Origin of the sequence: Pseudomonas putida, assembly GCF_016406145.1 — a bacterium.
Classification (GTDB): Bacteria; Pseudomonadota; Gammaproteobacteria; order Pseudomonadales; family Pseudomonadaceae; genus Aquipseudomonas; species Aquipseudomonas putida_E.
Genome location: NZ_CP066306.1, coordinates 362,945 through 381,623, shown reverse-complemented (window position 1 = coordinate 381,623; position 18,679 = coordinate 362,945). Strand labels below are relative to the sequence as shown.

General features: G+C 62.7%; 19 protein-coding genes. 9 read left to right on the top strand and 10 right to left on the bottom strand.

The annotated features are described in order from the left end of the window. Positions 1-132: 132 nt before the first annotated feature. From trmB to JET17_RS01800, 4 genes are all read right to left on the bottom strand, one after another. Entirely contained in the window at positions 133-855 is a 723-nt protein-coding gene (gene trmB, locus JET17_RS01815) for a tRNA (guanosine(46)-N7)-methyltransferase TrmB (protein ID WP_012312306.1), read from the bottom strand. 9 nt (positions 856-864) lie between these two features. After that, on the bottom strand, positions 865-1,659 hold the full coding sequence (locus JET17_RS01810; protein WP_008092966.1) for a thiazole synthase: 795 nt from the start codon (positions 1,657-1,659) through the stop codon (positions 865-867). Positions 1,660-1,713: 54 nt separating this feature from the next. After that, positions 1,714-1,914, bottom strand: coding sequence for a sulfur carrier protein ThiS (thiS, locus tag JET17_RS01805; RefSeq protein WP_012312305.1), 201 nt, complete (start codon positions 1,912-1,914; stop codon positions 1,714-1,716). A gap of 103 nt (positions 1,915-2,017) precedes the next feature. Then, the gene (locus tag JET17_RS01800; RefSeq protein ID WP_012312304.1) at positions 2,018-2,389 is read right to left on the bottom strand and encodes a DUF423 domain-containing protein; all 372 of its coding nucleotides are present in this window, start codon (positions 2,387-2,389) and stop codon (positions 2,018-2,020) included. Positions 2,390-2,453: 64 nt separating this feature from the next. Here JET17_RS01800 and mtgA point away from each other — a divergent pair, with 64 nt between their 5' ends. After that, complete coding sequence (gene mtgA / locus JET17_RS01795) at positions 2,454-3,164, top strand: monofunctional biosynthetic peptidoglycan transglycosylase (protein ID WP_012312303.1); 711 nt, start codon at positions 2,454-2,456, stop codon at positions 3,162-3,164. 112 nt (positions 3,165-3,276) lie between these two features. Here mtgA and rpoH read toward each other — a convergent pair whose 3' ends face one another. The 4 genes from rpoH to ftsY all read right to left on the bottom strand — a co-directional run bounded on the left by rpoH (position 3,277) and on the right by ftsY (position 7,477). Beyond that, positions 3,277-4,131: an RNA polymerase sigma factor RpoH gene (rpoH, locus tag JET17_RS01790; protein ID WP_012312302.1), complete on the bottom strand. Its 855-nt coding sequence runs from the start codon at positions 4,129-4,131 to the stop codon at positions 3,277-3,279. A gap of 111 nt (positions 4,132-4,242) precedes the next feature. Further along, positions 4,243-5,268: a permease-like cell division protein FtsX gene (ftsX, locus tag JET17_RS01785; RefSeq protein WP_012312301.1), complete on the bottom strand. Its 1,026-nt coding sequence runs from the start codon at positions 5,266-5,268 to the stop codon at positions 4,243-4,245. Next, positions 5,265-5,936, bottom strand: coding sequence for a cell division ATP-binding protein FtsE (gene ftsE, locus JET17_RS01780; protein WP_012312300.1), 672 nt, complete (start codon positions 5,934-5,936; stop codon positions 5,265-5,267). Before ftsE ends, ftsX begins: the two co-directional genes overlap by 4 nt. Beyond that, positions 5,933-7,477: a signal recognition particle-docking protein FtsY gene (ftsY, locus tag JET17_RS01775; protein ID WP_012312299.1), complete on the bottom strand. Its 1,545-nt coding sequence runs from the start codon at positions 7,475-7,477 to the stop codon at positions 5,933-5,935. Before ftsY ends, ftsE begins: the two co-directional genes overlap by 4 nt. A gap of 232 nt (positions 7,478-7,709) precedes the next feature. On the opposite strand from ftsY, the gene JET17_RS01770 reads away from it, so the two are divergent. From JET17_RS01770 to JET17_RS01745, 6 genes are all read left to right on the top strand, one after another. Then, positions 7,710-9,065 carry a M16 family metallopeptidase gene (locus JET17_RS01770; protein ID WP_012312298.1) on the top strand — a complete coding sequence of 452 codons (1,356 nt, stop codon included), beginning with the start codon at positions 7,710-7,712 and terminating at the stop codon, positions 9,063-9,065. Further along, positions 9,058-10,542, top strand: a complete 1,485-nt coding sequence (locus tag JET17_RS01765) for a M16 family metallopeptidase (RefSeq protein WP_012312297.1) — start codon at positions 9,058-9,060, stop codon at positions 10,540-10,542. The genes JET17_RS01770 and JET17_RS01765 overlap by 8 nt, the downstream gene beginning before the upstream one ends. Continuing rightward, entirely contained in the window at positions 10,542-11,144 is a 603-nt protein-coding gene (gene rsmD / locus JET17_RS01760) for a 16S rRNA (guanine(966)-N(2))-methyltransferase RsmD (RefSeq protein WP_012312296.1), read from the top strand. The genes JET17_RS01765 and rsmD overlap by 1 nt, the downstream gene beginning before the upstream one ends. A gap of 85 nt (positions 11,145-11,229) precedes the next feature. After that, positions 11,230-12,573, top strand: coding sequence for a M16 family metallopeptidase (locus tag JET17_RS01755; protein WP_012312295.1), 1,344 nt, complete (start codon positions 11,230-11,232; stop codon positions 12,571-12,573). Continuing rightward, positions 12,570-13,964 carry a M16 family metallopeptidase gene (locus JET17_RS01750; protein WP_012312294.1) on the top strand — a complete coding sequence of 465 codons (1,395 nt, stop codon included), beginning with the start codon at positions 12,570-12,572 and terminating at the stop codon, positions 13,962-13,964. The genes JET17_RS01755 and JET17_RS01750 overlap by 4 nt, the downstream gene beginning before the upstream one ends. A gap of 71 nt (positions 13,965-14,035) precedes the next feature. Further along, positions 14,036-15,028: a hydrolase gene (locus JET17_RS01745; RefSeq protein ID WP_012312293.1), complete on the top strand. Its 993-nt coding sequence runs from the start codon at positions 14,036-14,038 to the stop codon at positions 15,026-15,028. 9 nt (positions 15,029-15,037) lie between these two features. Here the strand turns inward: JET17_RS01745 and JET17_RS01740 are convergent, their stop codons facing one another. Then, positions 15,038-15,892 carry a sulfurtransferase gene (locus tag JET17_RS01740; protein ID WP_012312292.1) on the bottom strand — a complete coding sequence of 285 codons (855 nt, stop codon included), beginning with the start codon at positions 15,890-15,892 and terminating at the stop codon, positions 15,038-15,040. A gap of 35 nt (positions 15,893-15,927) precedes the next feature. Then, positions 15,928-16,593 carry a TetR/AcrR family transcriptional regulator gene (locus JET17_RS01735; protein ID WP_012312291.1) on the bottom strand — a complete coding sequence of 222 codons (666 nt, stop codon included), beginning with the start codon at positions 16,591-16,593 and terminating at the stop codon, positions 15,928-15,930. A gap of 151 nt (positions 16,594-16,744) precedes the next feature. On the opposite strand from JET17_RS01735, the gene JET17_RS01730 reads away from it, so the two are divergent. Then, complete coding sequence (locus tag JET17_RS01730; RefSeq protein ID WP_042111078.1) at positions 16,745-18,175, top strand: coniferyl aldehyde dehydrogenase; 1,431 nt, start codon at positions 16,745-16,747, stop codon at positions 18,173-18,175. Between the two features lie 10 nt (positions 18,176-18,185). Next, positions 18,186-18,671, top strand: coding sequence for a hypothetical protein (locus JET17_RS01725; RefSeq protein WP_012312289.1), 486 nt, complete (start codon positions 18,186-18,188; stop codon positions 18,669-18,671). Positions 18,672-18,679 lie beyond the last annotated feature (8 nt).

Sequence of the window (18,679 nt, the reverse complement as noted above, 5' to 3'; positions counted from 1 at the left end):
CTACCACTCGACTGCCCCTTGCAGGGAGTCACCGAGGCGGTCAGGCATGCCCACCTCGGCCTTGATTACAAACAAGCCCCGGAGGGCTTGCATAGGCGGCTCAGCGCAACATCGAAAGGCTCAGACAGCCAATCAACCCACCTTCTCGAACTTCAAATCCCAAACTCCATGTCCCAAGCGCTCACCACGGCGCTCGAACTTGGTGATCGGACGCTCTTCGGGGCGCGGCACATAAGCCCCGTCCGCTGCCAGGTTTCGGTACCCCGGCGCCGCGCTCATTACTTCCAGCATGTATTCGGCATACGGTTCCCAGTCGGTGGCCATATGGAATATGCCTCCCGGCTTGAGCTTGCGACGCACCAGCTCGGCGAACTCCAACTGCACGATACGACGCTTGTGGTGGCGCGCCTTGTGCCATGGGTCGGGGAAGAACAGCATCAAGCGGTCGAGGCTGTTATCGGCCACACAGCGGTTGAGCACTTCAATGGCGTCGCAATCGTACACCCGCAGGTTTTTCAGGCCCTCGGTCAGCACGCCGTTAAGCAGCGCGCCGACACCCGGGCGGTGCACTTCAACACCGATGAAGTCTTGTTCAGGTGCAGCAGCGGCCATTTCCAACAGGGAATGGCCCATGCCGAAGCCGATCTCCAGGGTGCGCGGCGCCGAACGACCGAACACCTGGTCATAGTCCACCGGGCTTTCGGCCAGCGGCAGGATATACAGCGGGCCGCCTTGGTCCAGGCCTCGTTGCTGGCCTTCGGTCATGCGCCCGGCGCGCATCACGAAACTCTTGATGCGGCGGTGTGGGCGCGCTTCGCCGTCGGTGGTGATCGGCGTATCTTGCGATTCAGTCATCAGTAGCTCTTACTTGATCAGACCATCCAGCGGCGAAGACGCGCTGGCATAGAGTTTCTTCGGCATGCGCCCGGCGAGGTAGGCCATGCGCCCAGCGACGATTGCGTGTTTCATGGCCTCGGCCATCAGCACCGGCTGCTGGGCGTGGGCGATAGCCGAGTTCATAAGCACCGCTTCACAGCCCATTTCCATGGCGATGGTTGCATCGGAGGCGGTACCCACGCCTGCATCGACCAGCACCGGCACCTTGGATTCTTCCAGGATGATCTGCAGGTTGTACGGGTTGCAGATACCCAGGCCAGTGCCGATAAGGCCGGCCAGCGGCATGACCGCGATGCAGCCAGCTTCGGCCAGCTGACGAGCAATGATCGGATCATCACTTGTATAGACCATCACGTCGAAGCCATCCTTGACCAGTACTTCGGCGGCCTTCAGGGTTTCGATCACGTTGGGGAACAGGGTCTTCTGGTCTGCCAGGACTTCCAGCTTGACCAGGTTATGACCATCGAGCAATTCACGGGCCAGACGGCAGGTGCGCACCGCTTCTACGGCGTCATAGCAGCCGGCGGTGTTCGGCAGAATGGTGTAACGGTCCGGTGGCAGCACGTCGAGCAGGTTCGGCTCGCCCGGGTTCTGGCCTAGGTTGGTGCGGCGCACGGCGACAGTGACGATTTCGGCGCCCGAGGCCTCGATGGCCAGGCGGGTTTCTTCCATGTCACGGTACTTGCCGGTGCCGACCAGCAGGCGCGACTGGAAAGTACGCCCGGCCAGGGTAAAGGGCTTGTCGCTACGAACGTTGCTCATCAAAGATCCTCTGGAAAAGGTTGCTGGGCTTGCAGGTGAATCGCCAGGCCGGAATCAGCCGCCACCGATGGCGTGGACCACTTCGACCTGGTCGCCGTCATTGAGCTGCGTGCTGTCGTGCTGACTGCGCGGCACGATATCCAGGTTCAATTCCACTGCCACCCGGCGCCCGGTCAGCTCCAGGCGGGTCAGCAGCGCCGCGACGCTTTCGCCCGCGGGCAATTCATAGGGTTCACCGTTCAATTGAATGCGCATGCGCACGGCCACCATTGTGCGTTGGGGGCCAGCATTCTAGCGCCGATCAACGCGTTAACCCAAGGGCGGTGCACGCCATTAGTCGTGATTGTGGACCGCTTGGTCAGCCCAAACGCCATGCCGCCATACCCAGGCAGACCCAGCCGGCCAGGAAGCACAAGCCGCCGATAGGGGTGATGATGCCAAGCTTGCCCAGCCCGCTCAGGGTCAGTAGGTACAGGCTACCGGAGAACAGCACGATGCCCAGGGCGAACAGACCACCGGCCCAGCCAACCAGGCGCCCAGGCAAGTGCGCCGCGAGCAGCGCGACACCGAAGATTGCCAAGGCATGCACCAGTTGATAAGTCACCCCGGTTTGAAAGATGGCCAGGTAATCAGCGCTCAGGCGGTTTTTCAGCCCATGGGCGGCGAATGCGCCCAGGCCGACACCGGTAAAGCCGAAAAAGGCGGCGAGCATGAGGAAGGTGCGAAGCATGGGACGACTCCTGGGATCGGGTCTGTATAATGGCCCGTTCCACCGGTCCGGCCAAGCCATCGCCATGCTGTCATCCCTACTCCGTCGCCTCGCCCGCGCCCTGTTCTGGTTCGCTGCCGGCAGTATCGTGCTGGTGCTGGTGTTCCGCTGGGTGCCGCCTCCCGGCACGGCATTGATGGTCGAGCGCAAGGTGCAGTCGTGGGTCAGTGGCGAGCCGATCGACCTGCAGCGCGACTGGCAGCCGTGGGAGAGTATCTCCGATGACCTCAAGGTCGCGGTCATCGCCGGTGAGGATCAGAAGTTCGCTAACCACTGGGGGTTCGACATCCCCGCCATCCAGGCGGCGCTGGCCTATAACGAGCGCGGCGGCAACATCCGTGGTGCCAGCACATTGACCCAGCAGGTGGCCAAGAACCTGTTCCTGTGGTCGGGCCGAAGTTGGTTGCGCAAGGGGCTGGAGGCCTGGTTCACGGCGCTGATTGAGCTGTTCTGGTCGAAAGAGCGGATCCTTGAGGTCTACTTGAACAGTGCCGAATGGGGCAAAGGGGTGTTTGGTGCCCAAGCTGCGGCGCGTTACCACTTTGGTATCGATGCCAGCCGGCTGAGCCGCCAGCAGGCTGCTCAATTGGCTGCAGTGCTGCCAAGCCCCATCAAGTGGAGCGCCAGCCGGCCTAGTGCCTACGTGGCGAGCCGGGCAGGCTGGATTCGCAGGCAGATGAGCCAGCTGGGTGGGCCAAGCTATCTGATGCAACTGGATGCTTCGCGCAGGCCCTGAATGAACACGCTGACTTTAGCTGCCCCTTCCCGAGGCCGGTAAAGACTGCGCAAACAAAAAAAGCCGCTCACCCTGTCATAGGTCAGCGGCTTTTTAGTGCATCAGGCGCCAATCAGGCTGCAATCAACGCTTTTACCTTGTTCATCGCATTCTTTTCCAGCTGACGAATACGCTCAGCCGAAACGCTGTACTTGTCGGCCAGCTCATGCAACGTGGCTTTTTCTTCAGCCAACCAGCGCTGGTAGAGAATGTCGCGGCTACGCTCGTCCAGGCCCTGCAAGGCTTCATGCAGATTGCTGGTGGAGTTGTCGCTCCAGTCAGCGTCTTCAAGCTGCACAGCCGGGTCGTAGCGATGGTCTTCCAAGTAATGTGCAGGCGACTGGAAGGCGCTGTCGTCGTCCGCTTCCGCTGCAGGGTCGAAGGCCATGTCCTGGCCACTCAGACGGCTTTCCATCTCACGCACTTCTCGCGGTTCGACACCGAGACTTTCAGCCACGCGGTGGACTTCATCGTTATTCAACCAGGCCAGACGCTTCTTCTGGCTGCGCAGGTTGAAGAACAGCTTGCGCTGGGCCTTGGTGGTAGCCACCTTGACGATGCGCCAGTTGCGCAGGATGAATTCGTGGATTTCAGCCTTGATCCAGTGCACAGCGAACGACACCAGGCGCACACCCATTTCGGGGTTGAAGCGCTTGACCGCCTTCATCAAGCCGACGTTGCCTTCCTGAATGAGGTCGGCCTGGGCCAATCCGTAGCCAGCATAGCTACGGGCGATATGTACGACGAAGCGCAGGTGGGCCATCACCATTTGCCGAGCGGCCTCAAGATCCTGCTCATAATAGAGACGCTCGGCCAGATCACGCTCCTGCTCGACAGTCAGCAGCGGGATGCTGTTGACCGTGTGCACATAGGCTTCCAGGTTTGCACCGGGAACCAGGGCATAGGCAGGTTGCAACGATGTGGTCATTCAAGAACCTCCGACTTACCAGACTCGTGCCTTGTGAGCACTGCCAACATAGACCTGGAACCAAGGTGCAAGTTCCAAAAATGAAAAATTGTCAATGCTGGCTCAGAAAAACTATCGCGGGGCCAGCTCGTTCAAATGGCGAGCGACCGCAATCCATGCACCGATATACCCCAACAGTACCGCCCCGATCAAGAGCGACAGACCATCGGATGCTGGCACCCCGCCCAGGGAGAAGTCGCTGCCGTAGAGCCCGGACAGCCCTACAACGGCCTCGTTCAGCCAGTTGAGGCCGAACGCGAGGATACCCCAGGCCAGCAGGCCGGCACCCAGGCCGTACAACGCGCCCATGTACAGGAAAGGCCGACGTACGTAGCTGTCGGTGCCGCCTACCAGCTTGATGACTTCGATCTCGGTGCGGCGGTTTTCAATATGTAGACGAATTGTGTTACCGATTACTAACAACAAGGCAGAAATAAGCATCACCGCCAGGCCGAAGACGAACCGGTCGCCCAGTTTGAGGATCGCCGCCAGGCGCTCCACCCACACCAGGTCGAGTTGTGCGTTTTCCACCCGCGGCAGCTCGGCCAGACGCTGACGCAACGCTTCCAGGGCCGGCTTATCGACTTCGGTCGGGGTCACCACCACGACGCCAGGCAGCGGGTTGTCGGGCAACTCTCGCAGGGCTTCGCCCAACCCGGACTGCTGCTGGAACTCTTCCAGCGCCTGCCCTGGGCTGATGTACAAGGCATCGGCCACTCCAGGCATGCCTTTGATCTCTTCGCGAAGGGCCTCCCCCTCCTTGCTGCCCGCATCGAGCTTCAGGTACAGGGAAACCTGCGCGGCGCGCTGCCAGGAGCCCCCCAGTTTCTCGACGTTCTTCAACAGCAGCGACAGGCCCATGGGCATGCTCAGCGCCACGGCCATCACCAGGCAGGTGAAGAAGCTGCCGATCGGCTGCTTACCCAGGCGACGCAGGCTGTCGGCCAGGCTGGCACGATGGCTGTCCAGCCAGGCATGCAACAGCGTGCGGAAGTCCGGGCCGTCATCATCATGCTCGCCGCGCTTTTTCCTGGTATCCGCGTCGGCGGCCTTGGGCGCCACCCGCTCGGAAACCTTGGGTGTACGTGTAGTGCTCATTGCCCGGCCTCCCCATCGCCGATCAGACGGCCGCGCTGCAAGGTCAGCATGCGGTGGCGCATGCGCGCAATCAGTGCCAGGTCATGGCTGGCGATCAACACCGTGGTACCCAGCCGATTGATGTCCTCGAACACCCCCATGATCTCTGCGGCAAGGCGCGGATCGAGGTTACCGGTGGGTTCGTCGGCCAGCAGCAAGGCGGGCTGATGGACGATCGCGCGAGCGATACCGACCCGCTGCTGCTGGCCGGTGGACAGGTCGGCCGGGAACAGCTCACCCTTGTCGACCAGCGACACACGCTCCAGCGCCGAATCCACGCGTTTGGTGATCTCAGCCTTGGACAGGCCGAGAATCTGCAGCGGCAGGGCGATGTTGTTGAAAACGGTGCGGTCGAACAGCAACTGGTGGTTCTGGAACACCACCCCGATCTGCCGACGCAGGAACGGGATCTGCGCATTGCTGATCTGGCCCAGGTCCTGCCCTGCCAGCATCAACTTGCCGCTAGTGGGGCGCTCCATGGCCAGCAGCAGACGCAGCAAGGTGCTCTTACCGGCGCCGGAATGGCCGGTGACGAACAGGAATTCGCCCCGGCGCGCCCGGAAACTCAGCTCATGCAAGCCAACATGGCCGTTGGGATAGCGCTTGGCAACCTGTTCGAATCGGATCATGGGTGCTCTCGCTCGGCAAACAGAGCCTTGACGAACGGCTCGGCTTCGAAGGTGCGCAGGTCGTCGATGCCTTCACCCACGCCGATGAAGCGGATCGGGATGTTGAACTGCTTGGCAAGGGCGAAGATCACCCCACCCTTGGCGGTGCCATCCAGCTTGGTCAGGGCCAGGCCGGTCAGCTCGACGCTCTGATTGAAGTACTTGGCCTGGCTGATGGCGTTCTGGCCAGTACCGGCATCGAGCACCAGCAGCACCTCATGCGGCGCCTCGGCGTCAAGCTTGCCGATGACCCGGCGAACCTTTTTCAGCTCTTCCATCAGGTTGTCTTTGGTGTGCAGACGGCCGGCGGTATCGGCGATCAGCACATCGACGCCACGGGCCTTGGCGGCCTGCACGGCATCGAAGATCACCGACGCGGAGTCGGCACCGGTGTGCTGGGCGATCACCGGGATCTGGTTGCGCTCGCCCCAGACCTGCAACTGCTCGACTGCGGCGGCACGGAAGGTATCACCCGCAGCCAGCATGACTTTCTTGCCCTCGAGCTGCAGCTTCTTGGCCAGCTTGCCGATAGTGGTGGTCTTGCCGGCGCCGTTGACGCCTACCACGAGGATCACATAGGGCTTGTTCTGCGCCTGGATCTTCAGCGGTTGCTCGACCGGGCGCAGCAGCGCGGCCAGTTCTTCCTGCAGCGACTTGTACAGGGCATCGGCATCGGCCAGCTGTTTGCGCGCGACCTTCTGGGTCAGGTTCTGAACGATGGTCGAGGTCGCCTCCACGCCAACGTCGGCGGTCAGCAAGCGTGTTTCGATCTCGTCTAGCAGGTCGTCATCAATGACCTTCTTGCCCAGGAACAGGCTGGCCATGCCTTCGCCGATGCTGGCGCTGGTCTTCGACAGGCCCTGCTTGAGGCGAGCGAAGAAGCCGGGCTTGGCAGGTTCGGCAACGGCTGGGGTAGCGGCGGCGACGGCCTGTTCGGGGGCCGGGCGCTCGGGAATCGCTGGCGGGGCTTTTGGCTCAAGGTCTGGAACCAGGGCGACCGGCTCTTCGGCAACGGGCAAGACCAGGTTGCTGACCGGAGCTTCGGGGGCTGCTGCGACTGGAGCAGGGCTTTCGAGCTGCGCAGCAGCGGGCTCAGCACTCGCAGGCAACTCCGCGCTCACAGGGGCAGGGGCAGGCTCGGGAACCGGCACTGGCTCAGGGGCTGGAGCAGGCTCAGGAACCGGTGCAACCTCAGGAGCCGGAGCAGGCTCAGGGGCCGGTTCGACCTCCGGGGCCGGAGCAGGCTCAACGACAGGCGCAGGCTGGGGGGCCAGCACCGGCTCAGCGGCAGACGGGGGCGCTTCGGCAACCACCGGCTCGGCCGCAGCCGCTTCAGGCTGCTCGGCGGCAGGCTGCGGCGATACCGGCTCTACTGCCTGAGCATCAGGGGCTTGTGGCTGTTCGGCGACAGGTTGCTGCGGCTTCTTGCGAAACCAGCTGAACAGGCCTTTTTTCTCGCCAGCCTCGGCCGGCGCTTTTTTGTCGTCGTTGGAACCAAACATGGAAGACGGCTATCTCAGGGTAGCGATGGGCCAGCAGCGGCTCATCTGGAATTCTCTAAACGCAGAACAGACTCTTTTGAAGCCAGCTGGTTCATGCGCAATGTTTTGTCTTAATGGACCTGCAGGCCAGAACGGCGACAGGCATGGTCGCCAGGCAACCGGATCAGTATCCTAGCACCTCCTGGCCCGCCGACGCTAAACCCTGCGGGCCGCCGAACAGGTTAAACACCTTATGAATGCTCTAGCCCGCCGCGCCGCTGGCCTGTTGCTCAGCACGCTCTGCCTGCCGCTCGCAGCCTTTGCCGCCGATGCGCAACCCACCCACGAATTCATCCTCGACAACGGCCTGAAAGTGGTCGTGCGCGAGGACCACCGCGCACCAGTAGTGGTTTCGCAGATCTGGTACAAGGTCGGCTCCAGCTATGAGACTCCCGGCCAGACCGGGTTGTCCCACGCTCTGGAACACATGATGTTCAAGGGCAGCGCCAAGGTCGGCCCCGGCGAAGCTTCACGCATCCTGCGCGACCTGGGCGCGGAAGAGAACGCCTTTACCAGCGACGATTACACCGCCTACTACCAGGTTCTGGCCCGCGACCGCTTGCCGGTGGCTTTGGAGCTGGAGGCCGACCGGCTGGCCAGCCTGCGCCTGCCGGCCGATGAGTTCAGCCGCGAAATCGAGGTGATCAAGGAAGAGCGCCGCCTGCGCACTGACGATCAGCCAAGCGCCAAGGCTTTCGAGCTGTTCCGCGCCATGGCCTACCCGGCCAGCGGCTACCACACCCCGACCATCGGCTGGATGGCCGACCTCGAACGCATGAAGGTCGAGGAGCTGCGCCACTGGTACGAGTCCTGGTACGCGCCGAACAACGCCACCCTGGTGGTGGTCGGCGATATTACCGCCGCCGAGGTCAAAGGCCTGGCGCAGAAGTACTTCGGCAGTATCCCCAAGCGCGCTGTTCCGGCGGCCAAGCTGCCGCTGGAGCTGGCCGAGCCAGGCCGGCGCCAGCTGACCCTGCACGTACGCACCCAACTGCCAAGCCTGATCTACGGCTTCAACGTACCGGGCCTTGCGACCGCCAAGGACCCGCGCACCGCGCACGCCCTGCGCCTGATTTCGGCGTTGCTCGACGGCGGCTACAGCGCCCGCCTGCCGGCGCGCCTGGAGCGTGGCCAGGAACTGGTGGCCGGCGCCTCGTCCAGCTACAACGCCTTCACCCGCGGCGACAGCCTGTTCCTGATCTCGGCTACCCCTAACGTGCAGAAGCAGAAGACCCTCGCCGATGTCGAGAAAGGCGTCTGGCAATTGCTCGATGAACTCAAGACCACCCCGCCGAGTGCCGAGGAACTGGAACGTGTACGCGCCCAGGTGATCGCCGGGCTGGTCTACGACCGTGACTCCATCAGCAGCCAGGCCACCACCATCGGCCAGCTGGAAACGGTCGGCCTGTCCTGGAAACTGATCGACAGCGAACTGGACGAACTCAAGCGTGTGACCCCAGAGGACATCCAGGCCGCCGCACGCACCTATTTCACCCGCGAACGCCTGAGCGTTGCCCATGTACTGCCTGAGGAGTCCGCTCATGAGTGATCGCAGCGCACCACGCTACACCCTGATCGGCACGGGCATCATCGCACTGGTGGTGGCGTTGACCTGCGTCCTGGCTCGCCCTGCCCACGCCGAAGCCGACAGCACCGCAGCGCGCCCCGCCAATACCCTGCAGTCGCTGGCCGAGCTGGACGGCAAGGCCCCCAGCCGGCGCCAGCTGAACATCCAGAACTGGACCACTGCCGAAGGCGCACGCGTCCTGTTCGTCGAGGCCCGCGAGCTGCCGATGTTCGACCTGCGCGTGACCTTTGCCGCCGGAAGCAGCCAGGACGGCAACACGCCGGGCCTGGCCACCCTGACCAATGCCATGCTCAACGAAGGCGTTGCCGGCAAGGATGTGACCGCCATCGCCGAAGGCTTCGAAGGGCTCGGCGCAGACTTCGGCAACGGTTCCTACCGCGACATGGCCGTGGCCTCGCTGCGCAGCCTGAGTGTGAAGGACAAGCGCGAACCGGCCCTGAAGCTGTTCGCTGAAGTGGCCGGCAAGCCGACCTTCCCGGAGGACGCACTCAAACGAATCAAGAACCAGCTGCTGGCCGGTTTCGAATACGAGAAGCAGAACCCCGGCAAGATCGCCGGCAAAGCGTTGTTCGGCAAACTTTATGGCGAACACCCTTACGCCCATCCAAGCGACGGCAGCGCTGAAAGCATCCCGGGCATCACCTTGGAACAGCTGCGCGCATTCCACGCCAAAGCCTATGCAGCGGGCAACGCGGTAATCGCCCTGGTCGGCGACCTCAGCCGTGAAGAGGCCGAGACGATTGCCGCCCAGGTCTCCGCCGCCCTGCCCAAAGGCCCGGCGCTAGCCAAGCCTGCGCAACCCGTCGAGCCCAAGGCTGGCGCTACCCACATCGATTTCCCGTCAAAGCAGACCCACCTGATGCTGGCAGAGCTGGGCATCGACCGCCAAGACCCGGACTGGCCAGCCCTGTCGCTGGGCAACCAGATTCTCGGTGGCGGCGCCTTCGGTACCCGCCTGATGAGCGAAGTGCGGGAAAAACGCGGCCTGACCTACGGCGTATACTCGGTATTCAGCCCGATGCAGGTGCGCGGCCCGTTCATGATCAACCTGCAAACCCGTGCCGAACTCAGCGAGGGCACCCTCAAGCTGGTGCAGGGCATCCTTGCCGACTACCTCAAGAGCGGCCCGACCCAGCAGGAGCTGGACGACGCCAAGCGCGAACTGGCCGGCAGCTTCCCACTGTCGAACGCCAGCAATGCGAGCATCGTCGGCCAATTGGGCGCCATCGGCTTCTACAACCTGCCACTGACCTGGCTGGAAGACTTCATGCAGCAGTCCCAAGCGCTGACCGTCGAGCAGGTCAAGGCAGCCATGAACAAGCATTTGGCAGCCGACAAACTGGTGATCGTTACCGTCGGCCCGAGCGTGCCGCAAAAACCGCTGCCAGCCCCTACTGACAAACCCGCCGAGCAGCCCCTCGGCGTACCGGAGCACTAATGCCTAGATCCACCCCTCCCGCCCGCCCTCAGCAGGGCCAAAGCAAGGGTCAGGGCCACCTGCGCATCATCGCCGGCGAGTGGCGCAGTCGCCGCCTGGCGGTGCCTGAAGGCGAAGGCCTACGGCCGACCACCGATCGGGTGCGTGAAACCCTGTTCAACTGGCTGGCGCCCTACATCGAAGGCGCCCGGGTGCTGGATGCCTTTACCGGCAGTGGCGCCCTGGTGCTCGAAGCGTTGTCCCGCGGTGCTGCAGATGCCGTCGCACTGGACAGCAACGCGGCAGCTATCAACAACCTGAAGAACAACCTGGAAATCCTGCGCTGTCCGCGCGGGCAAATCCTCCAGACCGACGCCCAGCGCTACTTGCAAGCCCCGGCCAAGCAACAGTTCGACGTCGTGTTTCTCGATCCGCCGTTCCATCAGGACCTGCTGGCCAACACCTGCAACCTGCTTGAGCAGAACCAGTGGCTTCGCGAGCAGGCGTGGATCTACACCGAGAGCGAAGCGGCACCCTCTACCCTGCAAATGCCAGGCAACTGGCGCCTGCACCGCGAAAAAAAGACTGGCCAAGTGCATTACGCGCTGTGGCAGCGTGCCTGACTGCGAGCCCTAACTATTTAACGCAGGCAAAGGCACAATCTCACCGAAGCTGCTCCTGGTCACCTAAACCAGGAGCACTTGAGCAATGCCATCGACTCCCCCGTTTACCCTCGACGACAAAACACTGTCAGCCGGCATCGAGTCCATCGCGGATGCCACCCAGCCCTCGTTGCAGCACTTCACACTGGATAACGGCCTGAGTGTCTACCTGCGCGAGGACCACAGCACCCCGCTCGCCGCAATCCAGCTCTGGTACCACGTTGGCACCAGCCATGAACCAGCCGGCCATACCAACCTCTCGCACCTGCTGGAACACCTGATATTCGAAGGCAGCCGCAAACTCGAGGCGGGCCGATACACCCAGGTGATAGCACGGCTCGGCGGAGAGGCCAATGCCACTACCACCGATGATGCAACGGCATACGACGTACTGTTACCCGCGGCACGATTGCCGATTGCGCTGGAAATAATGGCGGATGCCATGACGGGCGCAACCTTTGGCCAGGCAGAAATGGAACGGGCAGTCAAAGCGATCGAAGACGAGCGGCGACTCAAAGTTGAAAACGTTCCTGCACAGCAAGCCGCCGAACGACACATGGCGCTTGCGCACGGTGGCAGCCCGTATGCCACGGCGACGTTTGGCAACCCGTCAGACCTGAGCAACTTGCGCTTGGATATGGTGCGTACCTGGTATCAAACGTGGTACCGGCCCAATAACGCCACCCTCGTGGTGGTGGGCGCGGTCGATCTTCCCACGCTTCGCCAGCACGTAAGCCGCTATTTCGCCAGCATCGCCAGGGCTTCGCTTGGCGCAGTACCGGTCCCCCGGCATGACGCGCACCTGCAGGAACGAAGCCAGAAGCTGGAACTGCCAGGCCTGCGTGATGGTTTGTTCATGTCCTTCAATGTACCAAGCCACGCCACGGCCATCGACGCAAGCACAGTGCCTGCCCTGGGCCTGCTCTGTGAAGTGCTTGGCAAGGGGTTCAGCGCAAGGCTCTACAGCGAGCTGGTGCGAGACCAACGGCTGCTCAAGGGCATCGGCCTGTCATATGAGCCAATAGCGCGTGGCGACACGCTGTTGACCCTCTCAACCTATATCAACAGTCAAAGATCCACGCACGAGCACGCCGTAGAAGCGATCTATGCCTTGATCGATACCCTGCGCCATACGCTGCTTTCCCCCCAGGAACTGGAGCGCGCGAAACTGCGCATGCTTACCCGCCGCCTGTTCAGCCGCGACAGCATCACCCTTCAAGCTGAGCGCATCGGTGCAGGGGCGGCCGCTGGTCTGTCTACCTCGCTGATCGATCAAGAAGCCGAAAGTGTCCGCCACCTCGATAGCGCGACATTACGACAGGTAGCGTTCGACTATCTGAGCCGCGAAAGGCTGACCATCACTCACCTGCAAACAGGAGCAGCGGCATGAACAAACCTCTTACAACCAGCAGCATGCCACTGATTTGCAAGGGCCCCATGACCGATACCGCCGTGGCAGCAATGGCCAGGCTGGAGTCCACGCAAGGCCTTGACCTGGAGCAGCACCAGCCCCTGCCGGCCCAGATACAGCAATGGCAGACCGACGAAGGCGCCAAGGTCAGCTTCACGCCATCCCATGACCGCCCGATATTCGACCTGGCGCTGCGCTTTCGCGCTGGCAGTGCGCTCGATGGCAATCGTCCGGGCCTCGCCGCGCTTGTCCTTTACAGCCTCGACCAGGGTACCGAGGGTCTGGATGCCGCCCAATTCGCCCAGGCCATCGAGGGGCTAGGCGCGATCATGGCGAGGCAGATGAACCAGGATGAGGCTGTGATCACGCTGCGCTGCCTGAGCCTGCCGGCGCTGCGTACAAGCGCCCTGCAACTGCTCACGCAAATGCTGGCACGCCCCGCCTTCCGGGAAGAAGCCGTCGCAGGTATCCGCGAACGACTGCTCAACTACCTTGGCGCAATGGCATCGACCCCGGTCTTTGGGATGTCCCACGCGACAATGAGCCATGTGTTCGATGGCCACCCCTACGCCACACATTGGGCTGGCACGCCTGAGAGCCTCAACCAGATCGACGAGCAGCAGCTGCGCGACTTCCACCGACGTGCCTACTCTGCCAACAACCTCGATATCGGCCTGGTGGGCGACCTGTCGCGCGACGAGGCGCAGACACTCATCACGGAACTCCTTCAGGCGCTACCGCAACACTGGGCAGGACAGCCCCCGCCACCGGCGCCGTTGCCAGAGGCCCTCACCCGGCATCAAGAACACACCGCAAGTACCACACGGGCCACGCTGACTCTGCTGCTGCCCATATCACCCGACAAGCCAGGGTATGCAGCTTTGACCATGCTTGACGAAATCCTCGGCAGCGGTTTCGAGTCGCGTCTGACACAAGAGCTACGAAGCCGTCGTACCTTGACCTACACCATCCGCTCGTCGCTCAAACCCTTTGATGCGGCGAGCCTGCTGCAGATTGAATGGGACATCGCACCCGAATACCGCGATGCCTCGCGTGAGCTGGTTTCAGGAATGCTGGCTTGCCTGCGCGAGCATGGCCCAAGCCAGGCGGAGTGCGACATGGCGTGCAACCAGATAGCAGGCAGGTTGCATCGCACCATGGTGAGCAACGCAGAGCTGGCCGAGAGTCTGGCAACGTCAAGCCACCTTGGGCAACCAGCAGATCATTTTGCAACCTACATCCAAAGCCTGGCAGCGCTGACCCCCAAGGACATTCGCGAAGCCGCCCGCGTATGGCTGAGTCCTGCGCAGGAAGTGTTCATCACTGTCGGCCCGTCCCATGCACAAAAATCTTTGCCCGAGCTGTCCTGACGGACCAATAGCGTGAGTACAACGGCGGTGTTTCATGGCAGTCTAGGCAAGCACAACACGAGTCGCCCAGCATGCCCAGTCTTCCCGCCACCTTTCGCCCGGCCACCGGGTTGTCCAACCCTCACCTGCAAACCCTTTGGGGCCCGCTATGGCGCAAGCTGCCTGCGCTTGAACGCAAGCGCGAGCGCCTGTGGCTGGCCGATGGCGACTTCATGGACCTCGACTGGCACGGGCCTCACCAGCCAGATACACCGCTGGTGCTGGTGCTGCACGGCCTGACCGGTTCGTCCCATTCGCCTTATGTCAAAGGCTTGCAGCAGGCGCTCAATGCCCGCGGCTGGGCCAGCGTTGCGCTGAACTGGCGTGGCTGCTCGGGGGAGCCGAACCTGCTGGCACGCAGTTACCATTCCGGGGCCAGCGGGGACCTGGCCGAGGTTGTCGCCCACCTGCGCGCCCAACGCCCGCTGGCCCCCTTGTATGCCGTCGGCTATTCGCTGGGCGGCAATGTGCTGCTGAAGTACCTGGGTGAAAGTGGCAGCGCCAGCCAGTTGCAGGCGGCCGTGGCGGTTTCCGTACCGTTTCGCCTGGATCAGTGCGCCGACCGCATCGGCCAAGGCTTTTCGAAGGTCTATCAGGCACATTTCATGCGCGAAATGATGGCCTATGTGCAGGTCAAACAACGGCACTTCCGCGCACAGGGCCGTCATGAAGGCCTTGCCGCACTCGACCGGCTCGGGTCATTGCGCAAGCTCCGTACCTTCTGGGATTTTGACGGCAAAGTGACCGCGCCACTCAACGGCTTTGACGATGTACACGACTACTACCGTCGCTCATCGAGCCGCTACTATCTCGGGGAAAACCGCACGCCGACGCTGATCATCCACGCAAACGATGATCCGTTCGTATCCCGCCACAGCCAGCCCACGGCGAGCGAGCTGACACCGCAGACTCAGTTCGAGCTGCACGAGCGGGGTGGGCATGTGGGGTTCGTCGAAGGCAGCCTGCGAAATCCGGGGTATTACCTTGAGCGGCGGATTCCGCAGTGGCTGGTGGATGGGCGATAAACCAGCGGATCAGTCGCCCGTGGCAACCTGACGGGTTGGCTCATTGATCCACTCACTCCACGACCCGGCATACAGCCTGCCCAGCGGATACCCCGCCAATGCCAGGGCAAACAGGTTATGGCAAGCCGTCACTCCCGAACCGCAATACGCCACCAAGTGTTCCGGCGAACGCCCCGCCAGCTTCTCGGCAAAGCGCTGCCTGAGCTGCTCTGGCGCGAGGAAACGCCCATCTTCGCCCAGGTTGTCGGTGAAGGCTGCGCACTGAGCGCCAGGAATATGCCCGGCCACCGGATCGATCGGCTCCACATCCCCACGAAAACGCGGCAACGCACGCGCATCGATCAATGTCAGCTCGGGGCTTGCAAGCTCAGTGACCAAGTGCTCTGCGTCAATCAGCAGCTTCGTATCCGGCTCGCCGTTGAACGTACCCTCATAGCGTGCTGGCGCGTCCAGGCTCAATGGCTGGCCTGCGGTGTGCCAGGCTTTGAGGCCTCCGTCGAGCATGGCCACACCTGTGCGGTTACCCAACCAGGCCAGCAGCCACCAGGCACGAGCGGCAAAGGCACCAGGCCCATCGTCGTACAGCACCACCTCGCTGTCATTGTCCAGCCCCCACTCACGCAAGCGCTCGACCAGCCGCTGCGGATCAGGCAAGGGATGGCGGCCGGTCTTGCCCTTGCTTACCGGCCCACTCAGATCGCGCTCCAGGTCGGCGAAGTGAGCCCCGGCGATATGCCCCTCGGCATAGCTGCGTTGGCCGTAATCCACGTCTTCCAAGGCAAACCGACAATCGAGGATCACCAACTTGGGCGAGCCCAGGCGCTCAGCCAGTTGCTGCGGGGTGATCAATTGCGCAAGGGGCATGACAATCTCCTGATCGATGGCACGAAGGCTCTGGGCTAACGTTCCAGGGCCTGGTTGAACGGAACATGAAACTCCTGACACAGGGCGTCCACAGCACTGCGGGCGCTGGCGGTGACGAAGCCGAGCTCCAGCACCAGTACCTGATAGACACCACGCTTGAAGGCTTCTTCACCCAGGTGAGCGGAATGCTCCCGCGTGGTGCTGAGAAAGCGGACCCAAGAGGTAAGCACGATCCAGGCGTTGATGGTCAGCGATTCGATCTGCGCAGGTGCCATGACCAGAATGCCGGCCTCAACAAAGCCCCGGTAGATCGCCTGGCCCTGGCGCAGGCAACGTTCGGAAAAGCGCCGGTAACGGGCGGCCAGCTCAGGGTCGCTGTCGAGCAGGTGCTCAAGGTCACGATGCAGGAACCGGTAGTTCCACATCGCTGCGAGCAACGCCTTGAGGTAGAAGCGCTTGTCTTCGACGGTAGCGGCGCGCCCCTGCGGCGGGCGCAGGAAGCTGTCCACCAACTCTTCATACTGGCTGAACAACAGGGCGATGATCGCCTGCTTGTTAGGGAAGTGGTAGTAGAGGTTGCCGGGCGAGATTTCCATGTGCGCAGCAATGTGGTTGGTACTCACGCTACGCTCGCCTTGCTGGTTGAACAGTTCAAGGCTGTTCTGCACGATGCGCTCTCGGGTCTTCATGCGCGGGGCCATGCTCAGCTCCCAGTCTGCAGGCTTACGGTAAGGGTTCATATTACGGGGTAACAGGGCCCGGATGCACCGTGCGGTGGCGCGAAAATATTCGTACCATCGTCCCGATTAGAGTATAGGCTCTAGAGATTCTCTAGCCCCGATGAGAGCCGCCGTGACTTCACCTATCGCCGTGCCTCCCTTGCAGTCCGACATCGACCTGGCGGCCACGTTCGCCACCCAGCGCAAAGCATTTGCGGGCAACCCCATGCCGCCCCTGGCCCAACGCCGGCAATGGCTGAAAAGCCTGCGCGAGGCCTTGCTGGCGGATCAGCAACGACTGATAGAAGCCATCGATACGGATTTCTCCGGCCGCAGCGCCGACGAAACCCTATTGGCCGAACTGCTGCCTTCGGTACAAGGTATTCGCCATGCCGAGCGCCACCTCAAGCGCTGGATGCGACCTGCAAGGCGAACCGTAGGCCTGGCCTTCCAGCCGGCCATCGCCCGCGTGCTATATCAGCCGCTGGGCGTAGTGGGCATCATCGTGCCGTGGAACTACCCCCTGTTTCTCGCCATTGGCCCGCTGACCTGCGCCCTGGCCGCCGGCAACCGGGTGATGCTCAAGCTCAGTGAGGCCACACCTGCCAGCGCCCTGGCGCTGAAAACCTTGCTTGAGCAGGTATTCCCGCACGACTTGGTCAGCGTGGTGCTGGGCGAGGTGGAAGTCGGCCAGGCATTTGCCCGGCTACCCTTCGATCACCTGCTGTTCACCGGCGCCACAAGCGTCGGGCGCCAGGTCATGCTGGCCGCAGCGCAAAACCTGACCCCGGTCACACTGGAACTCGGCGGTAAGTCGCCGGCCATCGTTTCGTCCAGCGTGCCGCTGGATAGCGCCGCCGAGCGTATCGCGTTCGGCAAGACCCTCAACGCCGGCCAGACCTGCGTCGCCCCAGATTACGTCCTGGTACCACGCGAACGCCTGATCGCCTTCAGCGATGCCTACCGCAGGGCGGTCCACCGGTTTTACCCACGCATCGCCGACAACCCAGACTACAGCGCCATCATCAATCCGAGGCAACTGCAGCGCCTGCAACACCTGGCGGACGACGCCAGCAGCAAGGGCGCGCAGATCATCGACCTGTACCCGGACGAGCCCCGCCAGGGCAGGCGCCTGCCGCCGCAGTTGCTGCTGGAGGTCAATGACAGCATGCAGGTGATGCAGGACGAAATCTTTGGCCCGCTGCTGCCGGTAATACCCTATGACAGCATCGACGATGCCCTTGACTACATCAACGAACGGCCACGCCCACTGGCGCTGTACTACTTCGGCTACGACCGTGCCGAGCAGGAACATGTACTGCAGCACAGCCACTCCGGCGGTGTATGCCTCAACGACACACTGCTGCATGTCGCTCAGGACGATCTGCCGTTCGGCGGCATCGGCCCTTCGGGCATGGGCCACTACCACGGCCATGACGGCTTCCTGACCTTCAGCAAGGCCAAGGCAGTGCTGGCCAAGCAGCGCCTGAACGCCGCACGCCTGATCTACCCGCCATATGGCAAGGCGTTGCAGCGCCTGGTCTACAAACTGTTCATCCGCTGAGGTCCGGGCCATGCAGCGGCGCGAATTCATGCGTTTCAGCCTGGGGGCCAGTGTGTTCCTGGCCAGTGCCAGCCTGGTCGGTTGCAGCCCTCAGGCGCCTGCATCCGGGTACCACGTATTGCGCGAAGACGACCTGCCATTGCTGCGGGCACTGATCCCGGTGGTGCTTGCCGGTACTTCGGCAAGCGCAGTACTGGTGCTGCCCACTCTCGACGACAAACTGGCGGCACTGTCCCCGCAAATGCTCAAGCTCACCCGGCAGTTGTTCGATGTGCTCAGCCTGCCGCTGACCCGTGGGCCGCTGACCGGGGTCTGGGGCGCCTGGGAACAGGCCGGTGAACCGCAGATAACCGCTTTTCTGCAACGCTGGCAGGACAGTTCGCTGAACCTGCTGCGCATGGGGCACTCGTCGATCGTGCAACTGCTGACGATGGCCTGGTACGAACGCCCGGAAAGCTGGGCAGCCTGTGGTTACCCCGGGCCGCCGAAAATCTGACCAACAAC